The organism is Kribbella rubisoli, assembly GCF_004217145.1.
Lineage (GTDB): Bacteria > Actinomycetota > Actinomycetes > Propionibacteriales > Kribbellaceae > Kribbella > Kribbella rubisoli.
Map to the genome: position 1 here is coordinate 152515 of NZ_SHKR01000019.1, position 23897 is coordinate 176411.

At 69.1% G+C, this 23897-nt stretch carries 27 protein-coding genes, 1 tRNA gene and 1 riboswitch; of the genes, 5 read left to right on the forward strand and 23 right to left on the reverse strand.

The window, feature by feature from the left end:
• Positions 1–11: 11 nt before the first annotated feature.
• From EV645_RS40795 to clsA, 13 genes are all read right to left on the reverse strand, one after another.
• Positions 12–81 (reverse strand) — tRNA-Ala (locus EV645_RS40795).
• 14 nt (positions 82–95) lie between these two features.
• Positions 96–1394 carry a serine hydrolase domain-containing protein gene (locus tag EV645_RS40800; RefSeq protein ID WP_130450560.1) on the reverse strand — a complete coding sequence of 433 codons (1299 nt, stop codon included), beginning with the start codon at positions 1392–1394 and terminating at the stop codon, positions 96–98.
• Entirely contained in the window at positions 1394–4225 is a 2832-nt protein-coding gene (gene gcvP / locus EV645_RS40805; protein ID WP_130450562.1) for an aminomethyl-transferring glycine dehydrogenase, read from the reverse strand. The genes EV645_RS40800 and gcvP overlap by 1 nt, the downstream gene beginning before the upstream one ends.
• A gap of 70 nt (positions 4226–4295) precedes the next feature.
• Positions 4296–4385, reverse strand: a riboswitch (glycine riboswitch).
• Positions 4386–4400: 15 nt separating this feature from the next.
• Positions 4401–5294, reverse strand: coding sequence for a dihydrodipicolinate synthase family protein (locus EV645_RS40810; RefSeq protein WP_130450564.1), 894 nt, complete (start codon positions 5292–5294; stop codon positions 4401–4403).
• A 14-nt stretch (positions 5295–5308) separates the two neighbouring features.
• A complete protein-coding gene (locus EV645_RS40815) occupies positions 5309–5815 on the reverse strand; it encodes a MerR family transcriptional regulator (RefSeq protein ID WP_233714804.1) in 507 nt (168 codons plus the stop codon).
• A gap of 319 nt (positions 5816–6134) precedes the next feature.
• Complete coding sequence (locus EV645_RS40820; RefSeq protein WP_130450568.1) at positions 6135–6626, reverse strand: bifunctional nuclease family protein; 492 nt, start codon at positions 6624–6626, stop codon at positions 6135–6137.
• Between the two features lie 48 nt (positions 6627–6674).
• Positions 6675–7388 (reverse strand): transcriptional regulator FtsR, encoded by a 714-nt coding sequence (ftsR, locus tag EV645_RS40825; protein ID WP_130450570.1) that lies wholly within the window; start codon positions 7386–7388, stop codon positions 6675–6677.
• Positions 7375–7911, reverse strand: coding sequence for an FHA domain-containing protein (locus tag EV645_RS40830; protein ID WP_130450572.1), 537 nt, complete (start codon positions 7909–7911; stop codon positions 7375–7377). Before EV645_RS40830 ends, ftsR begins: the two co-directional genes overlap by 14 nt.
• 126 nt (positions 7912–8037) lie before the next feature.
• Entirely contained in the window at positions 8038–8421 is a 384-nt protein-coding gene (gene gcvH, locus EV645_RS40835; protein WP_130450574.1) for a glycine cleavage system protein GcvH, read from the reverse strand.
• A 30-nt stretch (positions 8422–8451) separates the two neighbouring features.
• The gene (locus EV645_RS40840; RefSeq protein WP_130450576.1) at positions 8452–9306 is read right to left on the reverse strand and encodes a DUF881 domain-containing protein; all 855 of its coding nucleotides are present in this window, start codon (positions 9304–9306) and stop codon (positions 8452–8454) included.
• A 1-nt stretch (position 9307) separates the two neighbouring features.
• Entirely contained in the window at positions 9308–9640 is a 333-nt protein-coding gene (locus tag EV645_RS40845; RefSeq protein WP_012920789.1) for a small basic family protein, read from the reverse strand.
• Positions 9637–10485, reverse strand: coding sequence for a DUF881 domain-containing protein (locus tag EV645_RS40850; protein ID WP_242000974.1), 849 nt, complete (start codon positions 10483–10485; stop codon positions 9637–9639). Before EV645_RS40850 ends, EV645_RS40845 begins: the two co-directional genes overlap by 4 nt.
• Before the next feature lie 4 nt (positions 10486–10489).
• The gene (gene clsA / locus EV645_RS40855) at positions 10490–11086 is read right to left on the reverse strand and encodes a cardiolipin synthase ClsA (RefSeq protein WP_130450578.1); all 597 of its coding nucleotides are present in this window, start codon (positions 11084–11086) and stop codon (positions 10490–10492) included.
• 198 nt (positions 11087–11284) lie between these two features.
• On the opposite strand from clsA, the gene EV645_RS40860 reads away from it, so the two are divergent.
• A complete protein-coding gene (locus EV645_RS40860) occupies positions 11285–11653 on the forward strand; it encodes a YciI family protein (RefSeq protein WP_130450580.1) in 369 nt (122 codons plus the stop codon).
• Positions 11650–12846: an RNA polymerase sigma factor gene (locus EV645_RS40865; protein WP_130450582.1), complete on the forward strand. Its 1197-nt coding sequence runs from the start codon at positions 11650–11652 to the stop codon at positions 12844–12846. Before EV645_RS40860 ends, EV645_RS40865 begins: the two co-directional genes overlap by 4 nt.
• On the opposite strand, the gene EV645_RS40870 is transcribed toward EV645_RS40865, so the two are convergent.
• The 3 genes from EV645_RS40870 to EV645_RS40880 are packed head-to-tail and all read right to left on the reverse strand — an operon-like array spanning position 12821 to position 14865.
• Positions 12821–13585 (reverse strand): class I SAM-dependent methyltransferase, encoded by a 765-nt coding sequence (locus EV645_RS40870; RefSeq protein WP_130450584.1) that lies wholly within the window; start codon positions 13583–13585, stop codon positions 12821–12823. The genes EV645_RS40865 and EV645_RS40870 overlap by 26 nt on opposite strands.
• 54 nt (positions 13586–13639) lie before the next feature.
• Positions 13640–14482 (reverse strand): DUF2268 domain-containing putative Zn-dependent protease, encoded by an 843-nt coding sequence (locus EV645_RS40875; RefSeq protein WP_130450586.1) that lies wholly within the window; start codon positions 14480–14482, stop codon positions 13640–13642.
• On the reverse strand, positions 14479–14865 hold the full coding sequence (locus EV645_RS40880; RefSeq protein WP_130450588.1) for a VOC family protein: 387 nt from the start codon (positions 14863–14865) through the stop codon (positions 14479–14481). The genes EV645_RS40875 and EV645_RS40880 overlap by 4 nt, the downstream gene beginning before the upstream one ends.
• 56 nt (positions 14866–14921) lie before the next feature.
• Here EV645_RS40880 and EV645_RS40885 point away from each other — a divergent pair, with 56 nt between their 5' ends.
• A complete protein-coding gene (locus EV645_RS40885; protein ID WP_130450590.1) occupies positions 14922–15530 on the forward strand; it encodes a GNAT family N-acetyltransferase in 609 nt (202 codons plus the stop codon).
• Here EV645_RS40885 and EV645_RS40890 read toward each other — a convergent pair whose 3' ends face one another.
• Both EV645_RS40890 and EV645_RS40895 read right to left on the reverse strand, forming a co-directional pair.
• Positions 15531–17135, reverse strand: coding sequence for a DNA polymerase Y family protein (locus EV645_RS40890; RefSeq protein WP_130450592.1), 1605 nt, complete (start codon positions 17133–17135; stop codon positions 15531–15533). It lies immediately after the preceding gene.
• Positions 17135–17950: a hypothetical protein gene (locus tag EV645_RS40895; RefSeq protein ID WP_242000975.1), complete on the reverse strand. Its 816-nt coding sequence runs from the start codon at positions 17948–17950 to the stop codon at positions 17135–17137. Before EV645_RS40895 ends, EV645_RS40890 begins: the two co-directional genes overlap by 1 nt.
• A 90-nt stretch (positions 17951–18040) precedes the next feature.
• Between EV645_RS40895 and EV645_RS40900 the strand changes: the two genes are divergently transcribed.
• Both EV645_RS40900 and EV645_RS40905 read left to right on the forward strand, forming a co-directional pair.
• Positions 18041–18505: a PPOX class F420-dependent oxidoreductase gene (locus tag EV645_RS40900; RefSeq protein WP_130450594.1), complete on the forward strand. Its 465-nt coding sequence runs from the start codon at positions 18041–18043 to the stop codon at positions 18503–18505.
• Positions 18506–18512: 7 nt separating this feature from the next.
• On the forward strand, positions 18513–19253 hold the full coding sequence (locus EV645_RS40905; protein WP_130450596.1) for a PIG-L deacetylase family protein: 741 nt from the start codon (positions 18513–18515) through the stop codon (positions 19251–19253).
• Here the strand turns inward: EV645_RS40905 and EV645_RS40910 are convergent.
• The 5 genes from EV645_RS40910 to EV645_RS40930 form a co-directional block, all read right to left on the reverse strand.
• Positions 19216–19908, reverse strand: a complete 693-nt coding sequence (locus EV645_RS40910) for a GntR family transcriptional regulator (RefSeq protein ID WP_130450597.1) — start codon at positions 19906–19908, stop codon at positions 19216–19218. The genes EV645_RS40905 and EV645_RS40910 overlap by 38 nt on opposite strands.
• Positions 19909–20043: 135 nt before the next feature.
• Complete coding sequence (locus EV645_RS40915; protein ID WP_130450599.1) at positions 20044–20982, reverse strand: quinone oxidoreductase family protein; 939 nt, start codon at positions 20980–20982, stop codon at positions 20044–20046.
• 61 nt (positions 20983–21043) lie between these two features.
• Entirely contained in the window at positions 21044–21943 is a 900-nt protein-coding gene (locus EV645_RS40920) for an amidohydrolase family protein (protein ID WP_130450601.1), read from the reverse strand.
• Position 21944: 1 nt separating this feature from the next.
• Positions 21945–22337 (reverse strand): cupin domain-containing protein, encoded by a 393-nt coding sequence (locus EV645_RS40925; protein ID WP_130450603.1) that lies wholly within the window; start codon positions 22335–22337, stop codon positions 21945–21947.
• Entirely contained in the window at positions 22334–23890 is a 1557-nt protein-coding gene (locus EV645_RS40930; RefSeq protein ID WP_130450605.1) for an FAD-dependent monooxygenase, read from the reverse strand. The genes EV645_RS40925 and EV645_RS40930 overlap by 4 nt, the downstream gene beginning before the upstream one ends.
• Positions 23891–23897: the final 7 nt, after the last annotated feature.

Here is a 23897-nt window from a genome sequence, read left to right on the forward strand (position 1 = left end):
GTCATCCAGAGACATGGAGGCAGGACTCGAACCTGCGCCCTCCCGGTGCAGCCGGGCGATCTACCCCTGATCTACTCCATGCAATGCATCCCAGCCTAACCGCCGTACGGCGTTCTCGTCAGGACAAATGTGGCGATGTTGAGGTGCGAGATCGTGTCGCCGTCGCGGATGACGTGCAGCTTTTCGCCGGCCAGGTAGCCGTCGCGGCCGTGGTAGAGGTCGGGTCCCAGCGGGGAGAGGCGGGTGGTGAGGCCGCCGCTGAGCTGCAGAATGCCCGCGGAGACAGAGATCGTGAGCGGTGTGTTGCCCCAGTACCAGTGACCGAGCAGGTCGGTGCCTTGGGCAAGCGTCGGCTCCGGGACCCACTCCTGCGCGAGCGGCGGCTCGTACGCTGCCAGGATGCGGACCAGGTCCGGCGCCAGCGAGGCGACCCGCCCGTACGTCGCATTGCCGAGCGTGACGGCTCCGATCCGGCGTACCCGGTCGACGAACAGGCCCGCGAGGAATCCGGGCATCGAGCCGGTGTGACCGATCAGCAGATGCGGGTCGTCGGCGATCAACCGCAGACCAAGACCGTACGACGCCGTCAGCCCTTCCCGCGGATCCGATGCGACCGGAGCCGCCATCTCCTCGACCGTCTCCCGGCTCAACACCTCATGCACGGGATCGATCCAGAACGCCGCATACCGGGCCAGATCCTCGATCGTGCTCCACAGCTGGCCAGCCGGCGCCATCGCGCCCGAGTCGTAGGCCGGCTCCGGCACGAGCTGGCCGCTGAACGGATGAACCGAGAAACCCTCGGCCGCCGGCGTCGACGGGAAGTACGTCGTCCGCCGCATCTCCAGCGGATCGAGAATGCGCTCCTGCGCCAACTCCCACCACGAGGTCCCGCGCAACCGCGCGACGATCTCACCGAGCAGCCCATACCCGAGGTTCGAGTAGTGATGCCGCCGATCCGCCGGCCCGACCGCCTGCGACTCATCCATCGCCGCCGTCAGCTCATCGAACGAAACCCCCGGATTCCGTTCCCACCAAGGCCCTTCAGGCTCCGCATTCATCCCACCACTGTGCGCCAGCAGCTGCCGAACCGTCCGATCCCCGAACGCAACCCCCGGCAAATGCTTGCCCACAGCATCGTTCAACGACAACAACCCATCATCGCGGCACTGCATCACCAAAACCGCCGTCAACGTCTTGGTAATCGACCCGACCCTGTACTGCACGTCCGCCCCCGGCAGCGCCCCGCCTGCCGACGCGAATCGCCCGCGCGCGCCGGTCCACACCAGCGCCCCGTCCCGGATCACGCCACCGTTGACCGACGGCAACTTCCCTTCACTCTGAGCCGTCGCAATCTCGGCGTACAGAGCAGCGGCGGTGTCAGAACGCAGGGACATTACTCAAAAGCCTCCGGGGCTGGGCAGGAGCAGATTAGGTTTCGGTCGCCGTAGGCGCCGTCGATTCGGCGGACGGGGGGCCAGTACTTGGAGGCGCGGTCTACCGAGCGGGGGAAGGCGGCCTCTTCGCGGGTGTAGGCGTGTTCCCACTTGTCGTTGATGACGGATTCGGCGGTGTGGGGGGCGTTCACCAGCGGGTTGTCGGCGGCCGGCCACTCACCTGCCGCGACGCGGTCGATCTCGTGGCGGATGGCGATCATCGCGTCGCAGAAGCGGTCGAGCTCGTCCAGGTCCTCGGACTCGGTCGGCTCGACCATCAGCGTGCCCGCGACCGGGAACGACATCGTCGGCGCGTGGAAGCCGTAGTCGATCAGCCGCTTCGCGACGTCGTCGACGGTGATTCCGGTCTCCTTGGTCATCGGCCGCAGATCCAGGATGCACTCGTGCGCCACCAGGCCGCTCTCGCCGGTGTAGAGGACCGGGAACGCGCCCTCGAGCCGCTTCGCGACGTAGTTCGCGCTCAGTACGGCGGTCTTGGTCGCGTCGGTCAGACCGGCCGCGCCCATCATCCGGATGTAGGCCCACGAGATCGCCAGCACGCCCGCGGACCCGAACGGCGCGGCGCTGATCGGGCCGACGCCGGACTCGGGGCCGGCCTGGTCGAGCAGCGGGTGGTTCGGCAGGTACGGCGCGAGGTGCGCCGCGACTCCGACCGGCCCGACACCCGGACCGCCACCGCCGTGCGGGATGCAGAATGTCTTGTGCAGGTTCAGGTGGCTGACGTCGCCGCCGAACTCGCCCGGCTTCGCCAGCCCGAGCAAGGCGTTCAGGTTCGCGCCGTCGACGTACACCTGGCCGCCGTGCTCGTGGACGATCGAGCAGACCTCGCGCACGCTCTCCTCGTACACCCCGTGCGTCGACGGGTACGTGATCATGATCGCCGCGAGCTTCGAGGCGTGCTCGGAAGCCTTGGCCCGCAGGTCGTCCAGGTCGATCGTGCCGTCGTCGTTGCCCTTGACAACAACCACCTTCATGCCGGCCATCACCGCGGACGCCGCGTTGGTGCCGTGCGCCGACGCCGGGATCAGGCAGACGTTCCGATCGAGATTCCCCTGCGCCCGGTGGTACCCGCGAATCGCCAGCAGACCGGCCAGCTCACCCTGCGAACCCGCGTTCGGCTGGATCGAGACCTTCGCGTAGCCGGTGACCTCGGCGAGCCAGCGCTCGAGCTGACCGATCAGCTTCACATACCCGGCCGCGTCCTCGATCGGCGCGAACGGGTGGACGTCGGCGAACTCCGGCCAGGTGACCGGCTCCATCTCGGTGGTCGCGTTCAGCTTCATCGTGCACGAGCCGAGCGGGATCATCCCGCGGTCCAGCGCGTAGTCCTTGTCGGACAGCTTGCGCAGGTACCGCAGCATCGCGGTCTCGGACCGATGCGTGTTGAACACCGGGTGCGTCATGTACTCCGTCGTCCGCGGTACGGCGATCGCGGCGCCGCCGAGCGTGTCGTCGTACTGCACGCCGAAGGACTGGCAGACGCGGGTGAGCGTGGCGACATCGGTCTTCTCGTCGCAGGAGATCCCGACGTGGTCGGCGTCGACGAGCCGCAGCCAGATCCCGTTCTGCCGGGCGGCGTCGACCACGTCGGCGGCCTGACCCGGAACGCGGGCGAGCACGGTGTCGAAGAAGTCGTCGTGCACGACCTCGACCCCGCCGGAACGCAGCGACGCGGCCAGCTTGCCGGCGTAGTTGTGCACCCGGTCGGCGATCGCGCGAAGGCCGTCCGGTCCGTGGTACACGGCGTACATCGAGGCGACGACGGCCAGCAGGACCTGCGCCGTACAGATGTTCGAGGTGGCCTTCTCGCGGCGGATGTGCTGCTCGCGGGTCTGCAGCGCCAGCCGGTACGCCGGGGCGCCGTCGGCGTCGACGGATACGCCGACGAGACGACCGGGCAACGACCGCTCGAGGCCGGACCGGACGGACATGAAGCCGGCGTGCGGACCGCCGTAGAACAGCGGTACGCCGAAGCGCTGCGAGGAGCCGATGACGATGTCGGCGCCGGCCTCACCCGGCGCCTCGAGCACCGTCAGCGCGAGCAGATCGGAGGCGACGGCAACCAACGTGTCGCGCTCGTGGGCCGCCTCGATCAGCGGCTTGAGGTCGCGGACGGCGCCGTTGGAGCCCGGATACTGCACGAGGAGACCGAAGAAGTCGCCCTCGGGCAGGCCGTCGGTGGTATCGGCGACGACGACCTCGATGCCGAGAGCCTCGGCCCGGGTCTGCACGACGGCGATGGTCTGGGCGAAGCAGTCGGCGTCGACCAGGAAGCGGTCCGACTTGCTCTTCTTGTTCGACCGGTGGGCCAGCGTCATCGCCTCGGCGGCCGCGGTGCCCTCGTCGAGCAGCGACGCGTTCGCGGTCGGCAGACCGGTCAGGTCGGAGACGACGGTCTGGAAGTTCAGCAGCGCCTCGAGGCGGCCCTGGGAGATCTCGGGCTGGTACGGCGTGTAGGCGGTGTACCAGGCCGGGTTCTCGACCAGTCGCCGCACGATCACCGACGGCGTGAAGGTGCCGTAGTACCCCTGGCCGATCATCGAGGTCGCGACGTTGTTGCGGGCCGCGAGCTGACGGAGCTCGGTCAGCGCATCGACCTCGGAGGCCGGCTCAGGCAGCCGGAGCGGCTCGGCCGAGCGGATCGAGTCCGGTACGGCGGCATCGACCAGTGCGTCGACGTCGGCGTACCCGAGCAGCTCCACCATGCGCGCGACCTCGTCCGGGCGTGGCCCGATGTGGCGGTCGGCAAAGATTGCGGACAGTTCGGTCATCAGAGGCTCCGTTGCTGACAATGCTTCCGGTCGCCTCCCCCTCTGTCACACGAACGTGCTTCAGAGTCGCCTAAGGCACTCGGTCCATGGGCCTGAGAGGTTCCGGGGAGGAATTGCCCCTTCGGCGCCCGATGACACGGGTCTCTCCCGAGTGCTGTGTACGGCTGAAACGAGGCTACCAGGAATCTTGGAACAGTTCGGGCAGGAGTCGCCGGGCGGCGGGCCTGGCCGCCTCGACCTGCTCCGCGGACGCCGACTGCATCGGCCAGCGGACCCGGGTGCCGACGTCGGCCCAGTCCCCGACCGCGGCCAGGAACTTGTCCAGCGCCGGGTTCGACAGCCCGATCTTCTGCAGCGGCGCGACGTGCGCCGCGAAGAACTCCGCGATCCGGCGCTCGACATCCAGATCATGAGCGGTCCGTACGGCGCCGTTGGGCGACAGTGCAGCGACGTTCGAGTAGCTGCCGTGCGCGCCGAGTAACGACATACTCGCCAGGAAGTGCCCAGGCACGAAGATCGCGAGCCCGGACCTCAGCGCCTCGTCGAACCACGCCTTGTCGCCACCGGCAGTCTTCAACCCGATCAGACTCGGCACCGCCTCGGCGAGCTCACACAGCTGCCGCGGCGCAACAGCCGTCTTCGCGTGCGGCGGGTTGTACAAGACGAGCGGCACCTCCCCGGCGACGTCTGCCACCCGCTGGAGGAACGCCAGCAGCTCACGGGAATTCAGCGGAATCCAGTCCGGAACGATCACCTGAATCGCTCCAGGTGCCAGCTTCGCTGCCCGCTCGACCCGCGACAGCTGCACCTGCGCCGACGGATGACTGGCACCGAGCTGGAACGGTTTACCCGCCGCGGCAAGCAACGAGTTGATCCGGTCGAACTCGTCCTCGGTCAGCGTCTGGAACTCCCCCGCCGTCCCGTGGGCGTACAGCCCGTCCACCTCGGACGACGCCAGTACGGCGAGTTGGGACTCGAGCCGGGCGAAGTCGATCGAGTCGTCCGCGTTCAGGGGCAGCAACAAGGTCGCCCACACACCGCGGAGCGAGTCAGCAGTGAGTGGGCGCACAAGACAGAACTATGTCAGCCCGTCATCCGGGCGCGACGGCGGGCGGCGAGCTCGTCGCCGGCGTGGCCGTCGGAGTCACCTTCGTCGTGACCGTCGGCACGCTCGGTGGGCAGCTCGGAGAGCGAGCCCTCGACCTCACGCCAGACGCCGCCGAGCGCGATACCGAACACGCCCTGGCCGCCGGCCAGCAGGTCGATCACCTCGTCGGGCGACGAGCACATGTACACCGACGCGCCGTCGCTCATCAGCGTGATCTGGGTCAGGTCGTCGAAGCCGCGCTTGCTCAGGTGCGCGATCGCGGTCCGGATCTGCTGCAGCGAGATCCCGGCGTCGAGCAGCCGCTTGATCACCTTCAGCAACAGAACGTCACGGAAACCGTACAACCGCTGGGTCCCGGAGCCGGTCGCCGGGCGAACCGACGGCGAGACCAGACCGGTCCGCGCCCAGTAGTCGAGCTGCCGGTAGGTGATCCCGGCCGCGGCGCAGGCCGTCGGACCGCGGAACCCGACATCCTCCGGCATCGGCCGCAGGTCGTCGTCGAACAGCAGACCCTGTACGCCGGCGGTGGCCGTAGCAGCTGCCACAGCCTCGGCGTGCGCGTCGGACGTCGACTGCGCCGTCAGATCCGTGTCGCCGGTGCGTGTCACGCCTGAGCCTCCCTGGATACCGACTGGAACGAGCCATCTCCGTGGAGTGACAGCACCCCACGACTCCTTCACGGTAAGCCGCCGTCCGGAGCGGGTCAACGACAACCGCACCGAGCCGGGAGCGTGTCGCGACCGCCGTACGAATCGTTACCAAGCCGCTCTTGTACCACCCGAGCCCAAACGCGCGGGTGGATCAACTCTTGTCGAAGTCCTCCGGAGTCACCTGGTCGAGGAACTCGCGGAACCGCTCGACCTCCTCTTCCTCCACCACCTCGTCGTCGTCGGTCTCACTCTCCGGGACCGGGATCCCGGCCTCGGCCAGGATCTCCTCCGCGCAGAACACCGGCGTACCGGTCCGCAGCGCGAGCGCGATCGAGTCCGACGGCCGCGCGGAGATCTCGGTCTTGTCGTCGAAGACCAGGATCGCCTCGAACACCCCGTCGTTCAGGTTCACGATCCGGACCTGGCTGAGCGTGTGCCCGAGCACCCGGATGGTCTCGGCGAACAGGTCGTGGGTCAGCGGCCTGGGCGGCTCCATGCCCTGCTGGGCGAACGCGATCGCACTGGCCTCGGCGGCCCCGATCCAGATCGGCAGATACCGCTCTCCGCCGACCTCTTTCAGCAGCACGATCGGCTGACTCGAGGGCATCTCAACCCGGACTCCGACCACGTCGACTTCGCGCACACCTTCAGCCTACTCCGAGGGGAAGCCCCGGGGTGCCCCCGCGGTTCGCTACGGACGCGGCAGGCGGGAACGGACCAGTGCGGTGTGCAACCGAACGGTCAGGGCGGCCAGCTCCCCGGTCTGTTCGGTACGGCGCGGGCCGGTGACCTGCTCGATCAGCCCGACCTCCCGATCGGCCGCCGTACGGAAGGCGCGCAGGTGCCGGGGCTCGAGCCCGTACCCGGCCAGCTCCGCGGCGACCTGGGCGATCACGATCGCGTCGCCGCCGTAGTGGTTGCCGCTGGCCACCACCAGGCCGTGGCTCTCCAGCTCGCCGAGCAGCTCCGACGAGACTCCGGCAGCGGCCTGGAGCTCGCTGCGGGTCAGCCGCAGCTCGGTGCCCGAGGCACCGAAATCGTCCGCGACCGGCTGACCGGGGGTCTGCGGCAACGAGCTCGGCGCGACCGGTGGGCCCGCGGCGGCCGGACGCAGGCCGCGGTCGATCGCGCCGAGATGTTCCTTGATCACCTTCAGCGGCAGGTACTGGTCGCGTTGCGCGGTCAGCACATACCGCAGCCGCTCGACGTCGGCGGCACTGAACTTGCGGTACCCCGACGCCGTCCGGGCAGGCGTCACCAGTCCCTCGGCCTCCAGGAACCGGATCTTGGAGATCGTGACATCGGCGAACTCGGCCTGCAGCAGCTGCAGCACCTGGCCGATGCCGCGACCGTCCGCCGGCCCTCCGGCCGTGGAATCAGCGGCGCTCGGATCAGGCCTGGCCACTGGCGTAGTACACCAGCCGGTACTTGCCGATCTGAACCTCGTCGCCGTTGCTCAGCTGGACCTCGTCGATCCGGTCGCGGTTGACGTACGTGCCGTTCAGGCTGCCGACGTCGCGGACCTTCACGCCGTACGGGTCGCGGCGGAACTCCGCGTGCCGGCGGGACACGGTGACGTCGTCGAGGAAGATGTCGCTGTCCGGGTGGCGGCCCGCGGTGACGACGTCGACGTCGAGCAGGAACCGGCTGCCCGCGTTCGGGCCGCGCTGCACGATCAGCAGAGCCGACCCGGCCGGCAGTGCGCCGACAGCGGCCTCGTCGTCGGCCGACAGCGGCTCACCGGTCTGCTCCGGCTCCGGCTCGGCGCCGATCGGAGTCAGCATCGCGGTGTCGGTGACGCCCGGCGTCGGCTGAGGCGTGGCCGGTGCTGCCGCCGGGCGGTCCGCGCCAGGCAGCATCGCTCCGCACTGCGAGCAGAACCGGCTGCCCTCGGAGTTCTCGTGCCCGCACTGGTTGCAGAACGGCATGCTGTGATCCTCCCGATCGCCGGGTGTCCGGCGACGTTTTCGATAGACCCCGTGTGAACAGTGTGACGTGCTGGAACAAGATGAGAGGGCCTCAACCCTCGACCAGCGGTTGAGGCCCAAAACCTATCAGCTCTGGTCGAGCTGTCCCTGATAGGCATCGGCGTCCATCAGCGCGGCGACCTCGGCCGCGTCCTCGACCTCGATGTCGAGCAGCCAGCCCTCGCCGTACGGGTCGCTGTTCACCAGGTCGGGCTGGTCGGCGAGCGCCTCGTTCACCGCGGTGACGGTGCCGTTCACCGGGGCGAACAGGTCGCTCACGCTCTTGGTCGACTCCAGCTCGCCACACGCGTCGCCGGCCCGCACCGTGCTGCCGACGTCGGGCAGCTGCACGTACACGATGTCGCCGAGCTGGTCCTGCGCGAAGTCGGTGATGCCGACCCGCACCGGTCCGTCGCTACCGGCCTTCAGCCACTCGTGCTCGGCCGTGTACTTCAGGTCTTCGGGGTACACCTTCGTTCCTCTTTCACTCAAGGAGAACAGCTACTTGGTCGGGCTGGGCGCCGGGCGAGCGTAACGAGGCTCCTCCGGCGCGTGCAAGGCGGCGATCGGGACCGTCGGCAGCTCGTTCACCTCCGCCGTTCCGCCCACCTGCGGACCGGTCACCTCGCTGACCAGGCCGCCGGGGAAGTTGGCCGCCTCGGCCAGGTTGTGCGACTCGCCGATCGCCTCGATCACGTACGGCGAGTTGACCTTCTGACCGTCGATCAGGATCCCCGGCGGATCGTCCACGAAGTCGGTGCTCGCGACCACCCGGACCAACCCGTTGATCTGGATCGCCTCGGCACCGGCGTCGCGCAACTCCTCGATCGCGTCCAGCAGGTTGCTCGAGGTCATCTTGCCCTGCGGGTCGTTCAGCGTGATCCGGACACCGGGACCTGTCGCGGGCAGCGTACCGGCCAGGATGCCGAGGGTGCGGACCTGGGCCTCGGCCTGCTCGCGCGCCGTCTGTGCCTTGTCCGCGCTCGAGGACAGCGAGTTCTTCCGCTCCTCGAGGTCGGCGATCTCGCTCTCGAGCCGGCGGGTGTTCTGGCCGAGGCCGTCCAGGATCGCGATCAGGTCCTCGCGGCGGGCGTTCTGGTAGCCGTCGTCGGCCCGGTTCACCCGGACCTGGACCACGGCCACACAGGCGACCAGCGCCAGCACGACGGCCACGATCGCCTGGCCGCGGGACGGCTTGAACCCGGCCTTGAGCCGCCGCAGCGCCAGGTTGGGCGTCTTCGGCTTGGGCATCGGGGTCGGCATCACCGGCTGCGGCGATTCGGCCGCGGGCTCGGGCTTGGGCTCGGGCTTCGCCGCTTGCTCAGGCTTGGGCTTGTCGGGTTTGTCGTCGGTCATCTCAGGCCCGGAAGATGTGGCGCCGGATGGCGGCCATATTGGTGAAGATCCGGATGCCGAGCACGACCACCACGCCGGTGGACAGCTGCGAACCGACGCCGAGCTGGTCACCCAGGTAGACGATCAGGGCCGCGATCAGCACGTTCGAGACGAACGACACGACGAACACCTTGTCGTCGAAGATCCCGTCCAGGAACGCCCGGAGCGCGCCGAACACCGCGTCGAGCGCGGCCACGACCGCGATCGGCAGGTAGGGCTGGGCCCAGTCCGGCACATCGGGCGCGACCAGCAGACCGATCACGACACCGATCACCAGTCCGAGTACGGCGATCATCTCGATCCCACTTTCGCGTAGCGCAACGCGATGGTCGCATCGGCCGGCACCAGCAAGGAGTCCTCCGTCGTGATCGTCATCCGGACATCGAAGTTGCTCACCAGGTACTGGACCCAGCGGCCGCCCGAGCTCTGCGCGAACCGGGCCGGCATGGTCGCGGTGTCCCCGATCGCGAGCACCGTGTAGGGCGGGGTCAGCGAGCTGTAGTCGACCGTGATCGCACTGCCCGCGCCGCGGATGGCGGTCAGCGAGGTGATCCGGTGACCGTTCACCGAGACCGCCTCCGCGCCGGACGTCCACAGGCCGTTGACCAGCTGCTGCAGATCGACGTCGAGCAGCCGGCCCTCTTTGGAGTCGGCGTTCTTCGCATCGTCGATGACCGCCTTGAGCCCCGGGCCGGTGACCGAGATCGCCCCGGTCTGCAGCTCCAGGTCGTCGAGCTTCTGCTGCAGCGCCGCGCCGGTGCTGTCGTTGCTCAGTCCGCTCGCCTGCAGCCGGCGTACTTCGTCGGCGAGATCGGACTGGTGGTTGCGCAGACCAGTCAGCCGGCTGTCGGCCTGGTTGATCCGGTCGATCAGCTCGTTGCGTTGCTTCTCGGCCTCCGGCGCGCTGCGGTAGTTCTGCGAGGCGGCGATCGCGAGCAGGAAGCCGAGCACGAGCGTGGCCGCTACGAGCATGATCCGGTGCCGGGAGCGGAGCGCCTTGGCGCCGTCCTTCGGGCGGGTCCGGGCGGCGACGGCGTACCCCTCGTCGATGGGGTGCGCCATCAGGTTGTTCAGCAGCGACATCGACGCGTCGACGCGCCGAGGCTGCTGCGCCGGTTTCTGGGGGGCTTGCTGTGTCACCGCTCTACCCGGCCGCGTCCTTGATCGGCTTCACCGTCTGGACGAGGTGCCGCAGCTGGGCGAAGTACAGCGCGCCGGCCCAGTAGTACAGACCGGTCCCCCAGATCGCGAACGCCCAGCCGAACACGCGGGCGAGCAGGTTGAGGGTGGAGTCGCCGTCGCCGAGCAGGAGCAGCGGGAACGCGTACAGCAGGCAGAACGTGGCGGACTTGCCGAGGAAGTGCACCGGCAGCGCGTTGAAGCCGCGGCGGTGCAGGGCCGGCAGGGTCAGCGTCAGCAGCAGGTCCCGCAGCGGCAGCGCGATCGCCAGCCACCACGGGATGATGTCGCGCAACGCCAGGCCCACGACGGTCGCGAAGATGTACAGCCGGTCGGCGACCGGGTCGAGCATCTGGCCCAGGCGGCTGGTCTGGTTCATCCGGCGGGCGATCTGGCCGTCGGCCCAGTCGGTGAACCCGGAGATCGCCAGCACCAGCAGCGCCCAGCCGTCCTCCTTCGGGCCGAGCACCAGCCACAGGAACAGCGGCACCCCCAGCAACCTGAGGAAGCTGAGCGCGTTCGGGATCGTCAAAACCCGGTCGGACACTTCCAAGTCCGGCACGCGACCCCTCCCTCTCTCACCCTGATACCCGTCGTAACTCTACTGGGGCACCCCGACAGGTTTACGTCCGGCCATGCCGGGGCATGCCCCGACTTTCCCCTGATACCAGAACGCGCCTGCCCGGCTGCCGCTATGGATGGTGCGAACCGGTGACCCGATCGATACCCGAGAGTGATCCTTGGAACGGGAGGGCTGATCATGAAGTTCTTGGTGCTGATCTACGGGAACCCGGAGTCGCGGGCGGTGTGGGATTCGCTGTCCGACGAGCAGAAGCAGGAAGGCATGGCGGGGTACGCCGGCCTGCACGAGGCGCTCGCGGCCCGCGGGGAGCTGGTCGCGTCGGAGTCGCTGGACGACCCTCGGCTGACCAAGCAGGTGCTGGTCCGCGACGGGAAGCCGATGACGACGGACGGGCCGTTCGCCGAGGTGAAGGAGCAGCTGGCCGGCTTCTACCTGCTCGACTGCGACTCGATGGACCGTGCGGTGGAGATCGTCGCCCAGATCCCGGAGGCTCCGTTCAGTGTCGTGGAGGTTCGACCGGTCCGTGATCTCGGCGCGTTCATGTGATCGGGGAGCTGCTGCGGGAGCAGGCGCCGCAGGTGCTGGCCGCGCTGGTCCGGCGGTACGGCGACTTCGACGCGTGCGAGGACGCCGTACAGGAGGCTCTGCTGGCGGCGTCGCTGCAGTGGCCGGGTGAGGGCGTTCCGGCGAATCCGCGCGGCTGGCTGATCACGGTCGCGTCGCGGCGGCGGATCGAAGTACTGCGGAACGAGGCGGCCCGCACGCGGCGGGAGGAAGCCGTCGCTGTCGCGCCGGACCCGGAGCCCGCGTCGTCGGTGGACGACTCGCTGACGCTGCTGATGCTGTGCTGCCATCCGGCGCTGACGTCGCAGTCGCAGGTCGCGCTCACGCTGCGCGCGGTCGGCGGGCTGACCACCGGCGAGATCGCCCGGGCATTTCTGGTGCCGGAGGCAACGATCGGGCAGCGGATCAGCCGCGCGAAGGCGAAGCTCCAGGGCGCGCGGTTCGCGATGCCGCCGGCGTCGGAGCAGCCCGAGCGGCTGGCCGCCGTACTGCATGTGCTGTATCTGATCTTCAACGAGGGCTACACGGCGTCATCCGGTACGTCGCTGCACCGGGTCGAGCTGAGCACGGAGGCGATCCGGCTGACGCGGCAGTTGCGGGCACAGCTGCCGGCCGAGGGCGAGGTGGCCGGGCTGCTCGCGTTGATGCTGCTGACGGATGCGCGTCGGCCCGCGCGTACGACGGCGGACGGGGCGCTGGTGCCGTTGCCCGAACAGGACCGGACGTTGTGGGATGGTGCGGCGGTTGCCGAAGGCACCGAGTTGATCACGTCGACGCTGCAATCGGCGCCCGTCGGGCTCTACCAGCTGCAGGCGGCGATCGCCGCGGTCCACGACTCGGCGGCGCGGGCCGAGGACACGGACTGGCGCGAGATCCTGATGCTGTACGAACTTCTCGAATCGACCGCGCCAGGGCCGATGGTGACTCTGAACCGGATCGTCGCGGTCGCGATGGTGCACGGCCCGGCGGCCGGGCTGGCGTTGCTCGACGACGTGGACGGTGCATTGCAGGGTCACCATCGGTTGGCTGCGGTGCGCGCTCATCTGCTGGAACTGTCCGGCGATGCGGTTGCGGCCCAACAGGCTTATGAGCTTGCCGCGCGGCTCACGCAGAGTCTTCCCGAACAGCGCTACCTGCAGGCGCGCGCCGCTAAGCTCTCGGCCGACCCCAGCTGAGCTCGGCCTCGATCTTCAGCTCCAGTACGCCGTCCTTCGCGTACGGCCGGACCGCTTCCTCGACGGTCGCGTCGAAGTCGGCGGCCTCCTCGGGAGTCATCAGATCTCTCGCCAGGCTCGACGTCGAGTGGAACTGCTCCACGTAGTCGACGACCTTCTGGTGATAGCTGACGGGCGCCGTCCGTGCCATCCCGTTGAGCTCGAGCAGCCCGCGATCGCGGATCGCCTCGACCACGCTGTACTTCGGGTCGTGGTCCTTCTTGCGCGAGTGCCGCTGGATTGCTTCGACGACACCGTCCCACCAGGGCATGTCGACGGGACCGTGCTCGATGACGACGAGCTGGGCGTTCGGGGTCAGGTGCGGGACGATCCGCGCGAACGTCTCCTCCCACGGCATCCAGTGGATACTCGCGCCGGCGGTCACCACTGCGTACGGGCCTTCGAGGTCCGCGGTCGCGATCGGGTTGACCTGCCAGGTGATGTTCGGGTGGTCGCCGCCGGGGCGCTGCTTGCCGGCTTCGATCATCGGCGCGGAGAAGTCGATCGCGTCGACGTGCTCGACCCGCGGCGCGATCGGCCGGGCGATCGCGCCTTCGCCGGCACCGATGTCGAGCACGCGTCGCGGTTCGTCGGTGATCAATGCCAGAAGCCGGTCGAACACCTCGTCCGGGTAGGGCGGCCGATGCTGGTAGGCCTCCGCTACTGCTTCCTGCTGGAACGTCGCCGCAAGCTCAGTCATGTCTCGGAGCCTAGTCCGGGCGTCGCCTGTCCGACGGCCGATTCTGCTGCCGGCCTAGCGCGGAACTCCGGCGTCGTCAGGGTCGTTGTTCGTCAGCCAGGCACGGAGTTCATGCATGGCCCGGGCGGTGGACCAGCGGGCCAGATCGGGCCACGAGTGCTCGCGGCGGAGGTCCTGGATCAGCCTGGTGCCGACGTAGTACCCGATGCGCTGCGGGAACTCGGACTTGCCGCTGAGCGTGAGGAAGCGGCGGATGACGTCGTCGTCCTCGGAGTCGAGGTTGCCGAGGATCGCGGCGCGGGCGGCCGCTTCCTGGCGTTGGCAGTCGGCGAGCCAGTCGTCGTACCCGGGTCCGAACCAGAGGTGCTCGGCGAGCGTGTACTGCGGGAACAGCTCGGCCGTGAGCGCGGTCGCGAAACCTTCGCTGTAGATGTCCTCGCCGAGCGGACCCTCGTCCGGCCAGGGCTGTTCGGGAAGCGGCGCCTGCAGCGCGTGCGCGATCTCGTGGGCGCCGAGGATCTCGGCGCCGCGTTCGTCGGGGATCAGCTCGACCGCGAGGTACAACGTGCCGCCGGCGACCCAGCCGTTCGAGGTCGCGAGCCCGACCATCGCGACCCCGTCGATGTCGATGTGGCCGGCGTCGAGGAGCGGTACGACGCGATCGGCGGCCTGCTCGATCCACCGGGTGGCGTGCGGCGCGTTGGCCCGGATCCGGTCGGCGAACTGTTCGTACGCCGCGAACGTCTTCTCCCGTTGCGCTTCCTGCAGCGTCCGGCCGGACCTGGTCAGATCGTTGAGGACGTCAGGGTGCTTCTCGATGTACTCGTCCCAGGGCCGGTCCGCACTCGCCCAGAAGTCGATGAACGCGGGCACCAGATCCCGCACTGTCACGCTCATTCATTCCCCCAGACGGTCGCCTGCTGCTCGAAGTACTTCGGATCGCTGTGCATTGGGATGACGCAGAACAGATGGCCGCCGGGGGCTTTGAGGGTGTGGCAGCCCTGCCAGTCGGCGATCTCCACCGCGCCGAGGGCGGTCAGTCGCGCGACCTCGGCGGGGACATCATCGGTCTCGATGTCGAGGTGGTACCGCGGGTCGTCGTCGACCGACTGGATCGCGGCAACGTACCCCGGGATCGCGTCGTGCAGACTGGTGAACTGCGGCTCGCCCTCCGGCGACGACGTCCGTACCCCGAGCGCCTCGGACCAGAACGTCGTGGCGGCGTCGATCTCGTCGCGTCGTACGTCGATGAGAAAGGTGGAGACTCGGCTGCGATGCATGCGGTCAATTTAGTTCCGGAAGCGGGTCGTCCGGAACCGGCGTTAATCTGCTGGGCATGGTGATCGATGAGTCGCAGCTGACCGTCGTACCGGCGAACGAAGTGCCGTGGGAAGACCTGCAAACGATCTTCGGTACGACGGACGCCGGGCAGTGCCAGTGCCAACGGTTCAAGATCCGCGGGTGGATCTGGCGGGACTCGACACTGGACGAGCGGATGACGCGGCTCCAGGACCAGACCGCGTGCGGCGTACCGGACGCGACGTCGACGACCGGACTGGTCGCGTACGTCGACGGCGAGCCGGCCGGCTGGGTCGCTGTCGAGCCGCGCACGGCGTACCCGAAGCTGCGGACGTCGCGGGTGCTGTGGGCGGACCGCTCCGAGGACAAGGACGACGAGAGCGTCTGGGCGGTCACGTGCCTAACGGTCCGCAAAGGCTTCCGCGGCCGCGGCCTCACCTACCACCTGGCCCGCGCGACGATCCCGTACGCCCGCAGCCGCGGCGCCCGCGCGCTGGAGGCCTACCCGATGTTCACCCAACCCGGCAAAACCATCACCTGGGGCGAACTCCACGTAGGCCCCCACCAAGCCTTCGAGGAAGCCGGCTTCAAACAACTCACCCACCCCACCCTCCGCCGCACCGTGATGCGCATCGACTTCACGTGATCAGTCGTAGGTGGCTTGGGCCTGCCAGGTTGTTTGGTGGAGGGTGAAGAGCCAGGCGCGGGTGTCGGCGGTCTGGAACTGGAAGCGGGCCTGGCGGGACTCGGTGGCGGGGTCCCACCAGCGTTCGGTGCTGAGCCAGGGGCCGGCCCAGGCCGTGATCGGGTGGAGTTTGTTGCTGTCGGCAACTTGAACGCCGGAGCCGCCGGAGGACAGCAAGGAGAACGCGGTCGGTACGCCGGACAGCTCGCCGCGGGCGCTGACCGAGACCTGGGCGCCGTCCGCTGCGAACACCTTCGCGGGGATCGGCTCCGGGAAGATCGTGGTCGGCGCCGGCGTCGGCCAGCGCTGGGCCCCGGTGATCGCCCCGGGCCACGGCTGGTCCGGCGGCCGTGCCGGCACGGGCGGATCGCCCCACGGGATCAGCGTCTGCCGGTCCGCGAACCCTCGCCCGCCGCCGATCACCACCGACACGACCGCGCCGTGACCGAGCATGCTCTGCACCCGCGACAACGCCCGGTGGATCCGCTCGTCCGGCCCGCCACCCCACAACCCGTCGACATGCGCGCCGACCGGATCCGCCTGATCCGGGATCAACCGGATCCGCACGACCGGCGACGTCAGCTCACTGGTCGCCGTCCCGCTCCCCTGCAACTGCCAACGCACGCGGTCCACCACGTCCGCCGCGGTGAACCAGCGTGGATGCAGCCACTCCCGCTCGTGGATCCGCCCGGACTCGGTGCCGACCTCGACCCGCAGCGTCGTACACACCAGGCCGAGCTCGGTCAGCCGGACGATCAGCTCGTCGGCGATCGCGCGGACCGCGAACGCGACCTGGTCGACCCGGTCGACGGACGGCTCGAAGTCGAGCGCCCGGGTCAGCTCCGGCGGGACCTCCCGGCCGGTCACCGGGCGATCGTCGGATCCGCTCGCCAGCCGATGGGCGAAGGCGCCATTGGGACCGAACCGGGTCAGCACCTCCGTCCCGGACAGTTGGGCGAACGCGCCCAGCGACCGCAACCCCAGCCGGCGCAGCAGATCCGTGAGCTCCGGCTGCTCGAGCAGATCGACCGACAACGGCGCGAGGAACTCCGGTGATCCGCCCGGCGCCACCACGTGCACCCTGGTCCGCGCGGAGCTCGCCCGGGCCGCCTGCTCCGCGGCGAACGGACCGTCGGCGATCCCGACCCGGCTGCCCGGCACGTCGAACGTCTCCAGCCGGTCGAGCAGCTTCTCCGCCGCCCGCTCCTCGCTGCCGTAGAACCGGGCCGGACCGCGTGCCTTCAACGCGCACATGCCCGGGCGGATCGCCTGCACGCCCGGCGTGATCGCCTCCAGGCACGCGATCACCGGGTCGAACGCGCGCGCGTCGATCACCGGGTCGTACTTCAGCACGACCAGCTCCGGGCACCGCGACTGCGCGTCCCGGGCCCGCTGCCCGCGTCGCACCCCTTCGGCCCGCGCGGCCGCCGAGGTGGCGAGCACCTTCCCCTTCTCCAGCACGACGATCGGCTCGTCCGGCGAGCGTCCGGTCGCCACCGCGGCCGCCGTCACCGGCCAGTCGGGCACCCAGATCACCATCGTGCGGGTGAGTCCGCGGCCGCCCATCAGCCCACCGCGCCGATCTGGTCCGCCCACTCTTCCTGCCAGCCCGGAGCTTCCTCACGCGCCGGCTCCGCGGGCCGGACAGCGCCGTCAGGGCCGGGAAGCCAGAGCTCATGACGACGAGCGCGCACGCCTGCCCGTCGACCGGTCACCGCGACCGTTGCCCGGCGGGCGGTGATCAGCCCCTCGCCGTCGCCGAGACCGGTCCAGGTGTTGCTCTCGATCTCGAACCGGGCCTCGCTGCCGGGCCACGACCCGTACGCGATCAGCATCGCGCCGCGGGTCCGGAGCCGGGCGGCGAGCCGGGACGCCTCCCCCGGTGTCACCTCCCCGGGCGGCCGGACGACCACCACCGTCAGCGCGTCCACCAACGCGGCGACGACGCTGAGCCATTCGCGGCCCGGATCCGGGACCAGCACGAGCCGCTCCAGATCGACCCCGAGCCCACGCGCCGCCTCGGCGCCGAACGACGGCACCCCGACGACGCCGCACCAGGCACCCTCCGCGGACGGACCGGCCATCAACGCCATCACCAGGGCGGCGCTGCCGCGCACGGAGTACACCGAGCCGCCGCGCAGGCTCGCCCCCGCCAGCAACTCACTCACCGCCGGATGCGTCGGCAGCTCCCGATCCACCCCCGCCGTATCCAACGCCTGCTGCACCCGCGCAACCGACGGCACCCGGCCGGTGACAGGAGCCAGCCGGGCACCCTCCTCATCGTCGTCCTCAGCCGCCTTCCGAGCCTTGACCTGGGCGAGGAGCAGGCGTGCCTGATCGAGCGCCGTGACCCGGCTCGCCGCTGCTTCGATCCCCGTCATGAATCCATGTTCGAACACCTGTTCGAACATGTCAATCCGGTCGTCCACACCCCCGCAGGGAGCTCCGGGCGGACGCATAGGGTGGGGCCTATGCCGAGGACTATTGCTACCAACACCAAGGTCGACATCGAGGGGCTGCTGGAGTTTGTGCGGCCTCGTCATCACATGTTGCTGATCACGTACCGGGCGGACGGGACGGCGCAGGCGTCGCCGGTGTCCGGGGGTGTGGACACCGAGGGCCGCATCGTCATCTCGTCGTACCCGGAGCGGGCCAAGAGCACCAACGTGAAGCGGACCGGCAAGGCCGGTGTGCTCGTGCTGTCGGACGAGTGGAGCGGCGCGTGGGTGCAGGTGGACGGTACTGGCGAGGTGATCGAGCTGCCGGACGCGGTGGAGCCGCTGGTCGACTACTACCGTGCGATCTCCGGCGAGCACCCGGACTGGGACGAGTACCGCGAGGCGATGGTGAAGCAGGGCAAGTGCCTGATCCGCATCGCCCCGGAGCGCTGGGGTCCGCTCGCCACCGGCGGCTTCCCGGCCCGCCTGGCCGACTGAACAGCTCATGCGTACGGCGCTCGTCGTCCACGCACACCCTGACGACGAGGTGTTCGCCACCGGCGCCGCGACCGCTGTGCTGCACGAGCAGGGTTGGCACGTCGTACTGCGTGTTGCCACCGCCGGGATGCACGGAGCCGCGGACCACCTCACCAACTCGTGCGCGCTGCTCGGGATCGACGAATGGGGCTGGCTCGGCGCTGCGAACCAGTGGATCGACGACGGCGGTCACAAAGGCCCGCAGACGCCGGCAGCCGCCGATCCGGCCGAGCTGGCCGCAGAGGTCGAGAAGGCAGTCCACGAGCTCCAGCCGGAGCTCATCCTCACCGTCGGACGGGACGGACTCACCGGGCATCCGGACCACATCGCCATCTCACAAGCAGTCCAGCGAGCACTCCGGCACGTCCCCTGCCGCACGCTCGGTGCACGCGTACGAGCACAGGACGTGCGTGCAGGTGAGCAACTGGTCCAGCAGCTAGCCCCAGGACAGCAGATCGGCTCAGGCCACCTCACCGGATGCGCCACACCGCTCGAGGAGATGAGCGGAGGGTCCGAGCAGCGCAGGCGGCAAGCACTGGACGAGTACTACGAAGGTTTGGGCAGCAAGCCGCTCGAAGAGCTCATCCGGGTCCACCGCGCGAGCAGCGACGGCCTGCTGCTTCGCGCGGTCTTCGACGCAACGGGCTGGCAGCACGACCGGTTCGAAGAGCTCACGGCTTGGCCGAGCGACGCTCCATCGTCTCGGTGATGCGCTGCATCGCACCTTCCAGGTGTTCGCGCAACGCGGCCTCGGCGCCTGCCTCGTCGTGTGCGACGCAGGCGTCGAGGATCGCCTGGTGCTCCCGCCGGGTCTGCTCGATCCGAGCCTTGGTCTGCCGGGAGCCGAACCGGTAGCGCTCGCTGTTCTGCCAGACCGGCTCGATCGCTCGCGGCAGCCACCGCGAACCGCCGGCCCGGTAGATGGCGAAGTGGAACTCGGTGTGCGCCTGCCGGGACGCGATGTTGTCACCCAGCTTCGACAACCGGACATGCTCGGCCAGTGCGTCCCGCGCGGTCGAGGCGTCCGTGTCGGAGAACCGCGTCGCGGCCGCACGCACCGCAAGAGACTCCAGCGCCAACCGGGTCGCGTGGGTGTCGCGCAGGTCCTCCATCGACAGCTCACGGACCCAGGCGCCCTTGTGCGGGACGATTTCCACCAGTCCGAGCGCAGCCATCCGGCGCAGCCCTTCCCGGATCGGCATCTGGCTCATGTCCAGCCGTTTGGCGAGCTCCTCGAGCCGCAGCGCCGTACCACTGGGGAGCTCACCGGACAGGATCAGTTCGTGCAGTTCGGCGGCGGCTTCCTCGGCGAGCGTACGACGGCCGGTAGGCCCCCCAGGCGTGAGCTCGAGTCGTCGGATCATCAGTAGCGGGCTGCCTCTCTCCTATTCAGCTCTGGAGGTACCGTAGCCGCCGCTCGGGTATCTGCGGGCCTTCGACGACGGATTGCTCAGCCCAGGACCCCACAAAGACAAGTGGTCTAGGCCAGCCGGAGAGTGTCAGCGCAACACGGTCAGATCCAGCAACACCCGCCCGGCCTGCCGATCCAGCGCGTCACCGGCCCGGTCCGCGGGCACCACGTCGTACTCCGCTCGCCAGGAAGCCGGTGCGATATCTGCGAGTGCCTGACCGACCGCATCCGGTGCCAGAGCAGTGCGCTGCAGGTTCACCGGCAGCACCCGGAGGTCGCGGCCGATCAACTGATGCAGATCGATCGTGGTGAACTCACCGGCCTTATAACCCAGTACGGCGATCCGCCCGCCCGGAGCGATGTGCCCCAGCACCCCGCCGGCCACCGGACCGCCCATAGTGTCGATCGCCGCGTCACACCACTGCAGCTCCCGGCCAACCTGTCCGAGTCCGTCTACGCGAACGATCTGGTCCACCAGGGCGGTCGCGGCATCAGCAGACGCCTCCATCGACACCAGACCAATCACCCGCTCCGCACCGGCCGACCGTGCGATCGCAGCGCACATCCGCCCGAGCACACTGGTCACGCCGGTGACGACAACGGTCTCGCCCTTCAGTACGTCGGCCACCCGCCGTACTGCGGTGTGCGCAGTCAACGCCTGCGACAGCAACGTCAGCGCCGCTCCCGGCTCCAACGACGACGGCAGCCGATGTACGGCGGCATCCGGCACGACGGCGTACTGACCCCACACGCCCGCTCTCGTGACGCCGACGCCCTCGCCGCGGACGAGCACAGCCGTCCCGGCCTCGACCGCATCTGAACTGACGACCACACCCGTGCCCTCGGAGCCCGGTACGAACGGCACCGACGGCTGCTTGCCGGCCAGCGTCGACCGGTCCTGCGAAGTCACGGCGGCCAGCCGCATCTCCACCAACGTCTCACCCGGACCGGCGGCCAGCTCGACCTCTTCGGCCTTCAGCTGCTCACCCGGCCCGTGACTGTGCAAGACAGTCCCCCGTGTACTCACGCCTCATCCCCGTTCACGATTTGATATCTGATCACAACCTCGACCAGACAGAACACCCGTCTCACCACGCGGCGACCTCCTTCGCCAGCGGCCGGGTCAGCACCTCGGCCGTCGCGGACCGCGCGGGGGAAAGCCCGTCACTGCCCATCGGGAACGGCCAGTCACTCCCGGCCAGCACCCGCTCGGCACCGAACGTCGAAGCCAGCAGTTCCAGTACGGCGTCGTCGTGCACCAGGTCGTCGACATAGAACCGGCGCAACGCCTCCGCGACCGGCAACGACACCGGCTCGATCCCGGGCCGTTCGGTGTCGATGCCACGCTGCCACCGGCCGGCAACGGCCGCCGTCACACCACCCCCATGGCACAAGCAGAACCGGATCCCTGGAAACCGCCCCGGCACGTCGGCGAAGACGAGCGAAGCGGCGGCCACCCCGGTCTCGTACGGATTCCCCAACAGGTTCGACAAGTAGAACGAATCAAGCCGCTTGTCGTCACTGCTGCCGGGGTGAATCAGCGTGAACGCCTCCAGCGCGTCCAGCACCCGCCAGACCGGATCCAGCCCGGCATAGCTCGGCGTACCCACTGCGAACCCGCCGAACACGCCTTCACCGGCCAGACCGGCAGCCACGGCCGGCGCTGCCGGGTCCAGCAGCGGCAGATGCGCCAAGACGCGCAGTTGCGGTGTGGCGAGCTCCCGGAGCCCCTGGTTGACCAGCTCGGACCACTCGACGCCGGCGTCGTACCGGAAGAGCGCGGGCGGCACGGAGACGACAGCACCGTCCAGCGACTGCTCGGTGATCCAGTGCAGCAGTGCGGCCGGGTCAGCGAGCCGACGCAGCGGCAGTCGCTGTCCGTCGATCACCAGGAAACCGCTGTCGACGGACAGCCCGAACTCACCCCGGTGCGCCGCCGACAGTACGGTCGGCGGGATCAGGTGCGTGTGGATGTCCCAACCGGCCATGTCAGCGGGCGTCCTCGTCGTTGTCGTAGAAGTCCGGCCGCTCCGGGTAGTGCGGCCCGTCGTACACCTCCAGCAGGACAGAGATCTCCTCTGCCCGCGTCGGTCCGTGCGTTACGCCCTTCGGGTTCCAGTAGAAGCTGCCCTTGGTCAGCGTGGTCCCGGTCGGCAGGTACACGTACCGGCCCGACAGGCAGAACATGAACTGGTTCGACGCGTGCTTGTGCACGGACGGAATGCCGGAGCCCTTCTCGAAACGCACCAGTGCGATCGAGGCCTCGGTCTCCGGGTCCCGCCACAGCATCTTGTGGGACAAGCCGTCCAGCGACTTCTCCACCCACTCCAGGTCGTCCGTCTGCAGCAGGATCTCCCGCAGCGGCTGGTCAAACCCGGTCATGGCACCTCCCGACCAGTAATGCGGCTGTAGAGCTCCTCGGCAACACCAGTACCCATCGGAGCGACAGCAGCCACGTGTCCGTCCGGACGGAGCAGTACGACGGTCTCCGGCGGTACGCCGTACCGCTTGGTGGCAACGCTTCCCGGGTCGAACAGCGCACGGTCCCGCAGACCGGAGTCGTGCGGCGCGTCCCACCGGGACACCGCATAGTGCTGCAGCGCAGGCGATCCGTTCACCGGGATCTCCGGGCGCCGGCGGACATCTGTGAAGTACAAGGCAACGAACGAGTCCCGGCACAGGTCGTGGATCGTCACCCGGCCCGTCGGGCTCTGCAGCACCAGGTCGGGCGCCCGGTCGCCGGCGCGCACCGTGGGCGGTTCGGCCGAGGTGGCAACCATCGACCAGTCACCGGAGCCGTCCACATCCAGCCGCACACTGAGCAGTGTCCGCGTGTACGCCGTTGCCCAGTCGCTCGTTCCCGCTGTGACAGCACCCTGCTGGAACGACATGTACTTCCGCGCAGCCTCGGCCATCTCGCCGGAGCCCTCGATCGCCACCGGACGCTGCTCCTGCTCGTACCCGTCCAGCAACGACGGCTCGGCCCAGCCGCGCAGTACCCAGGCCAGCCGCCACGGCAGGTTCGACGCGTCCAGCGCTCCGGTGTTCAGACCGAGCGCCCACATCGGCGTGATCAGGTGGGCCGCATCGCCCATCAGGAACACCCTGCGGTCCTTGGTCCACTGCTCCGCGACCCGGTGGTGCACGTTGTAGACGACCGAGCCCAGCAGCTCGATCCGGTCCACCTCGCCGATGAACTGCTTCACCTTCACCAGCAGGTCCTCGTCGTCCGGTGCGTCGGCGCCCGGCGCCAGCGGGAACAGGAACCGCCAGTTGTCGGGCTGCCGGATCAGGACCATCCACTCGGACTTGTCCGCGAAGTACGCGAGGTACGGGTAGTCCCTGGCGTTGTTGACGTCCAGGTCCACCACGACATCGATCAGCATGTACCGCTCAGGCAGGGTCTCCCCCACCACCTTTACCCCGAGTGCATCGCGGATCCGCGAACGCCCGCCGTCACAGGCCAGCAGGTACGACGCCTCAAGCTCCTGCGGTCCGTCCGGCGTCTCCACCTGCAGTACGACGCGGTCGTCGCGTACGTCGAACGACGTCATCCGGTGCTGCGTCCGCACCGGCGTGGACAGAGCGGCGGCGAGCAGCGGCTCCATCTTCTGCTGCGGCAGGTTGATGACGAACGGGAACTGCGTGTCGTTCGCCAGCTCGGCCAGCTGCACCGAGGCGCGGGGCGTGTTGGTGGCCCGGTCGATGTCACCGATCTCGTCGATCCGCAGGGCCGCGCCGAGGATGCGGTCCACCGCACCGTACCGGTTCCAGATCTCCAGGGTCCGGCTGAGCGTCGTACCGGCCTTGGTGTCGGAGGAGAGCGTGGCGTCCTCCTCCAGCAGCACATACGGGATGCCGTAGTGCTCCAGGCCGAGGGCCGCGGTCAGACCGATCGGTCCGGCACCGACTACCACAACAGGAAGTTGAGTCACTCCATGC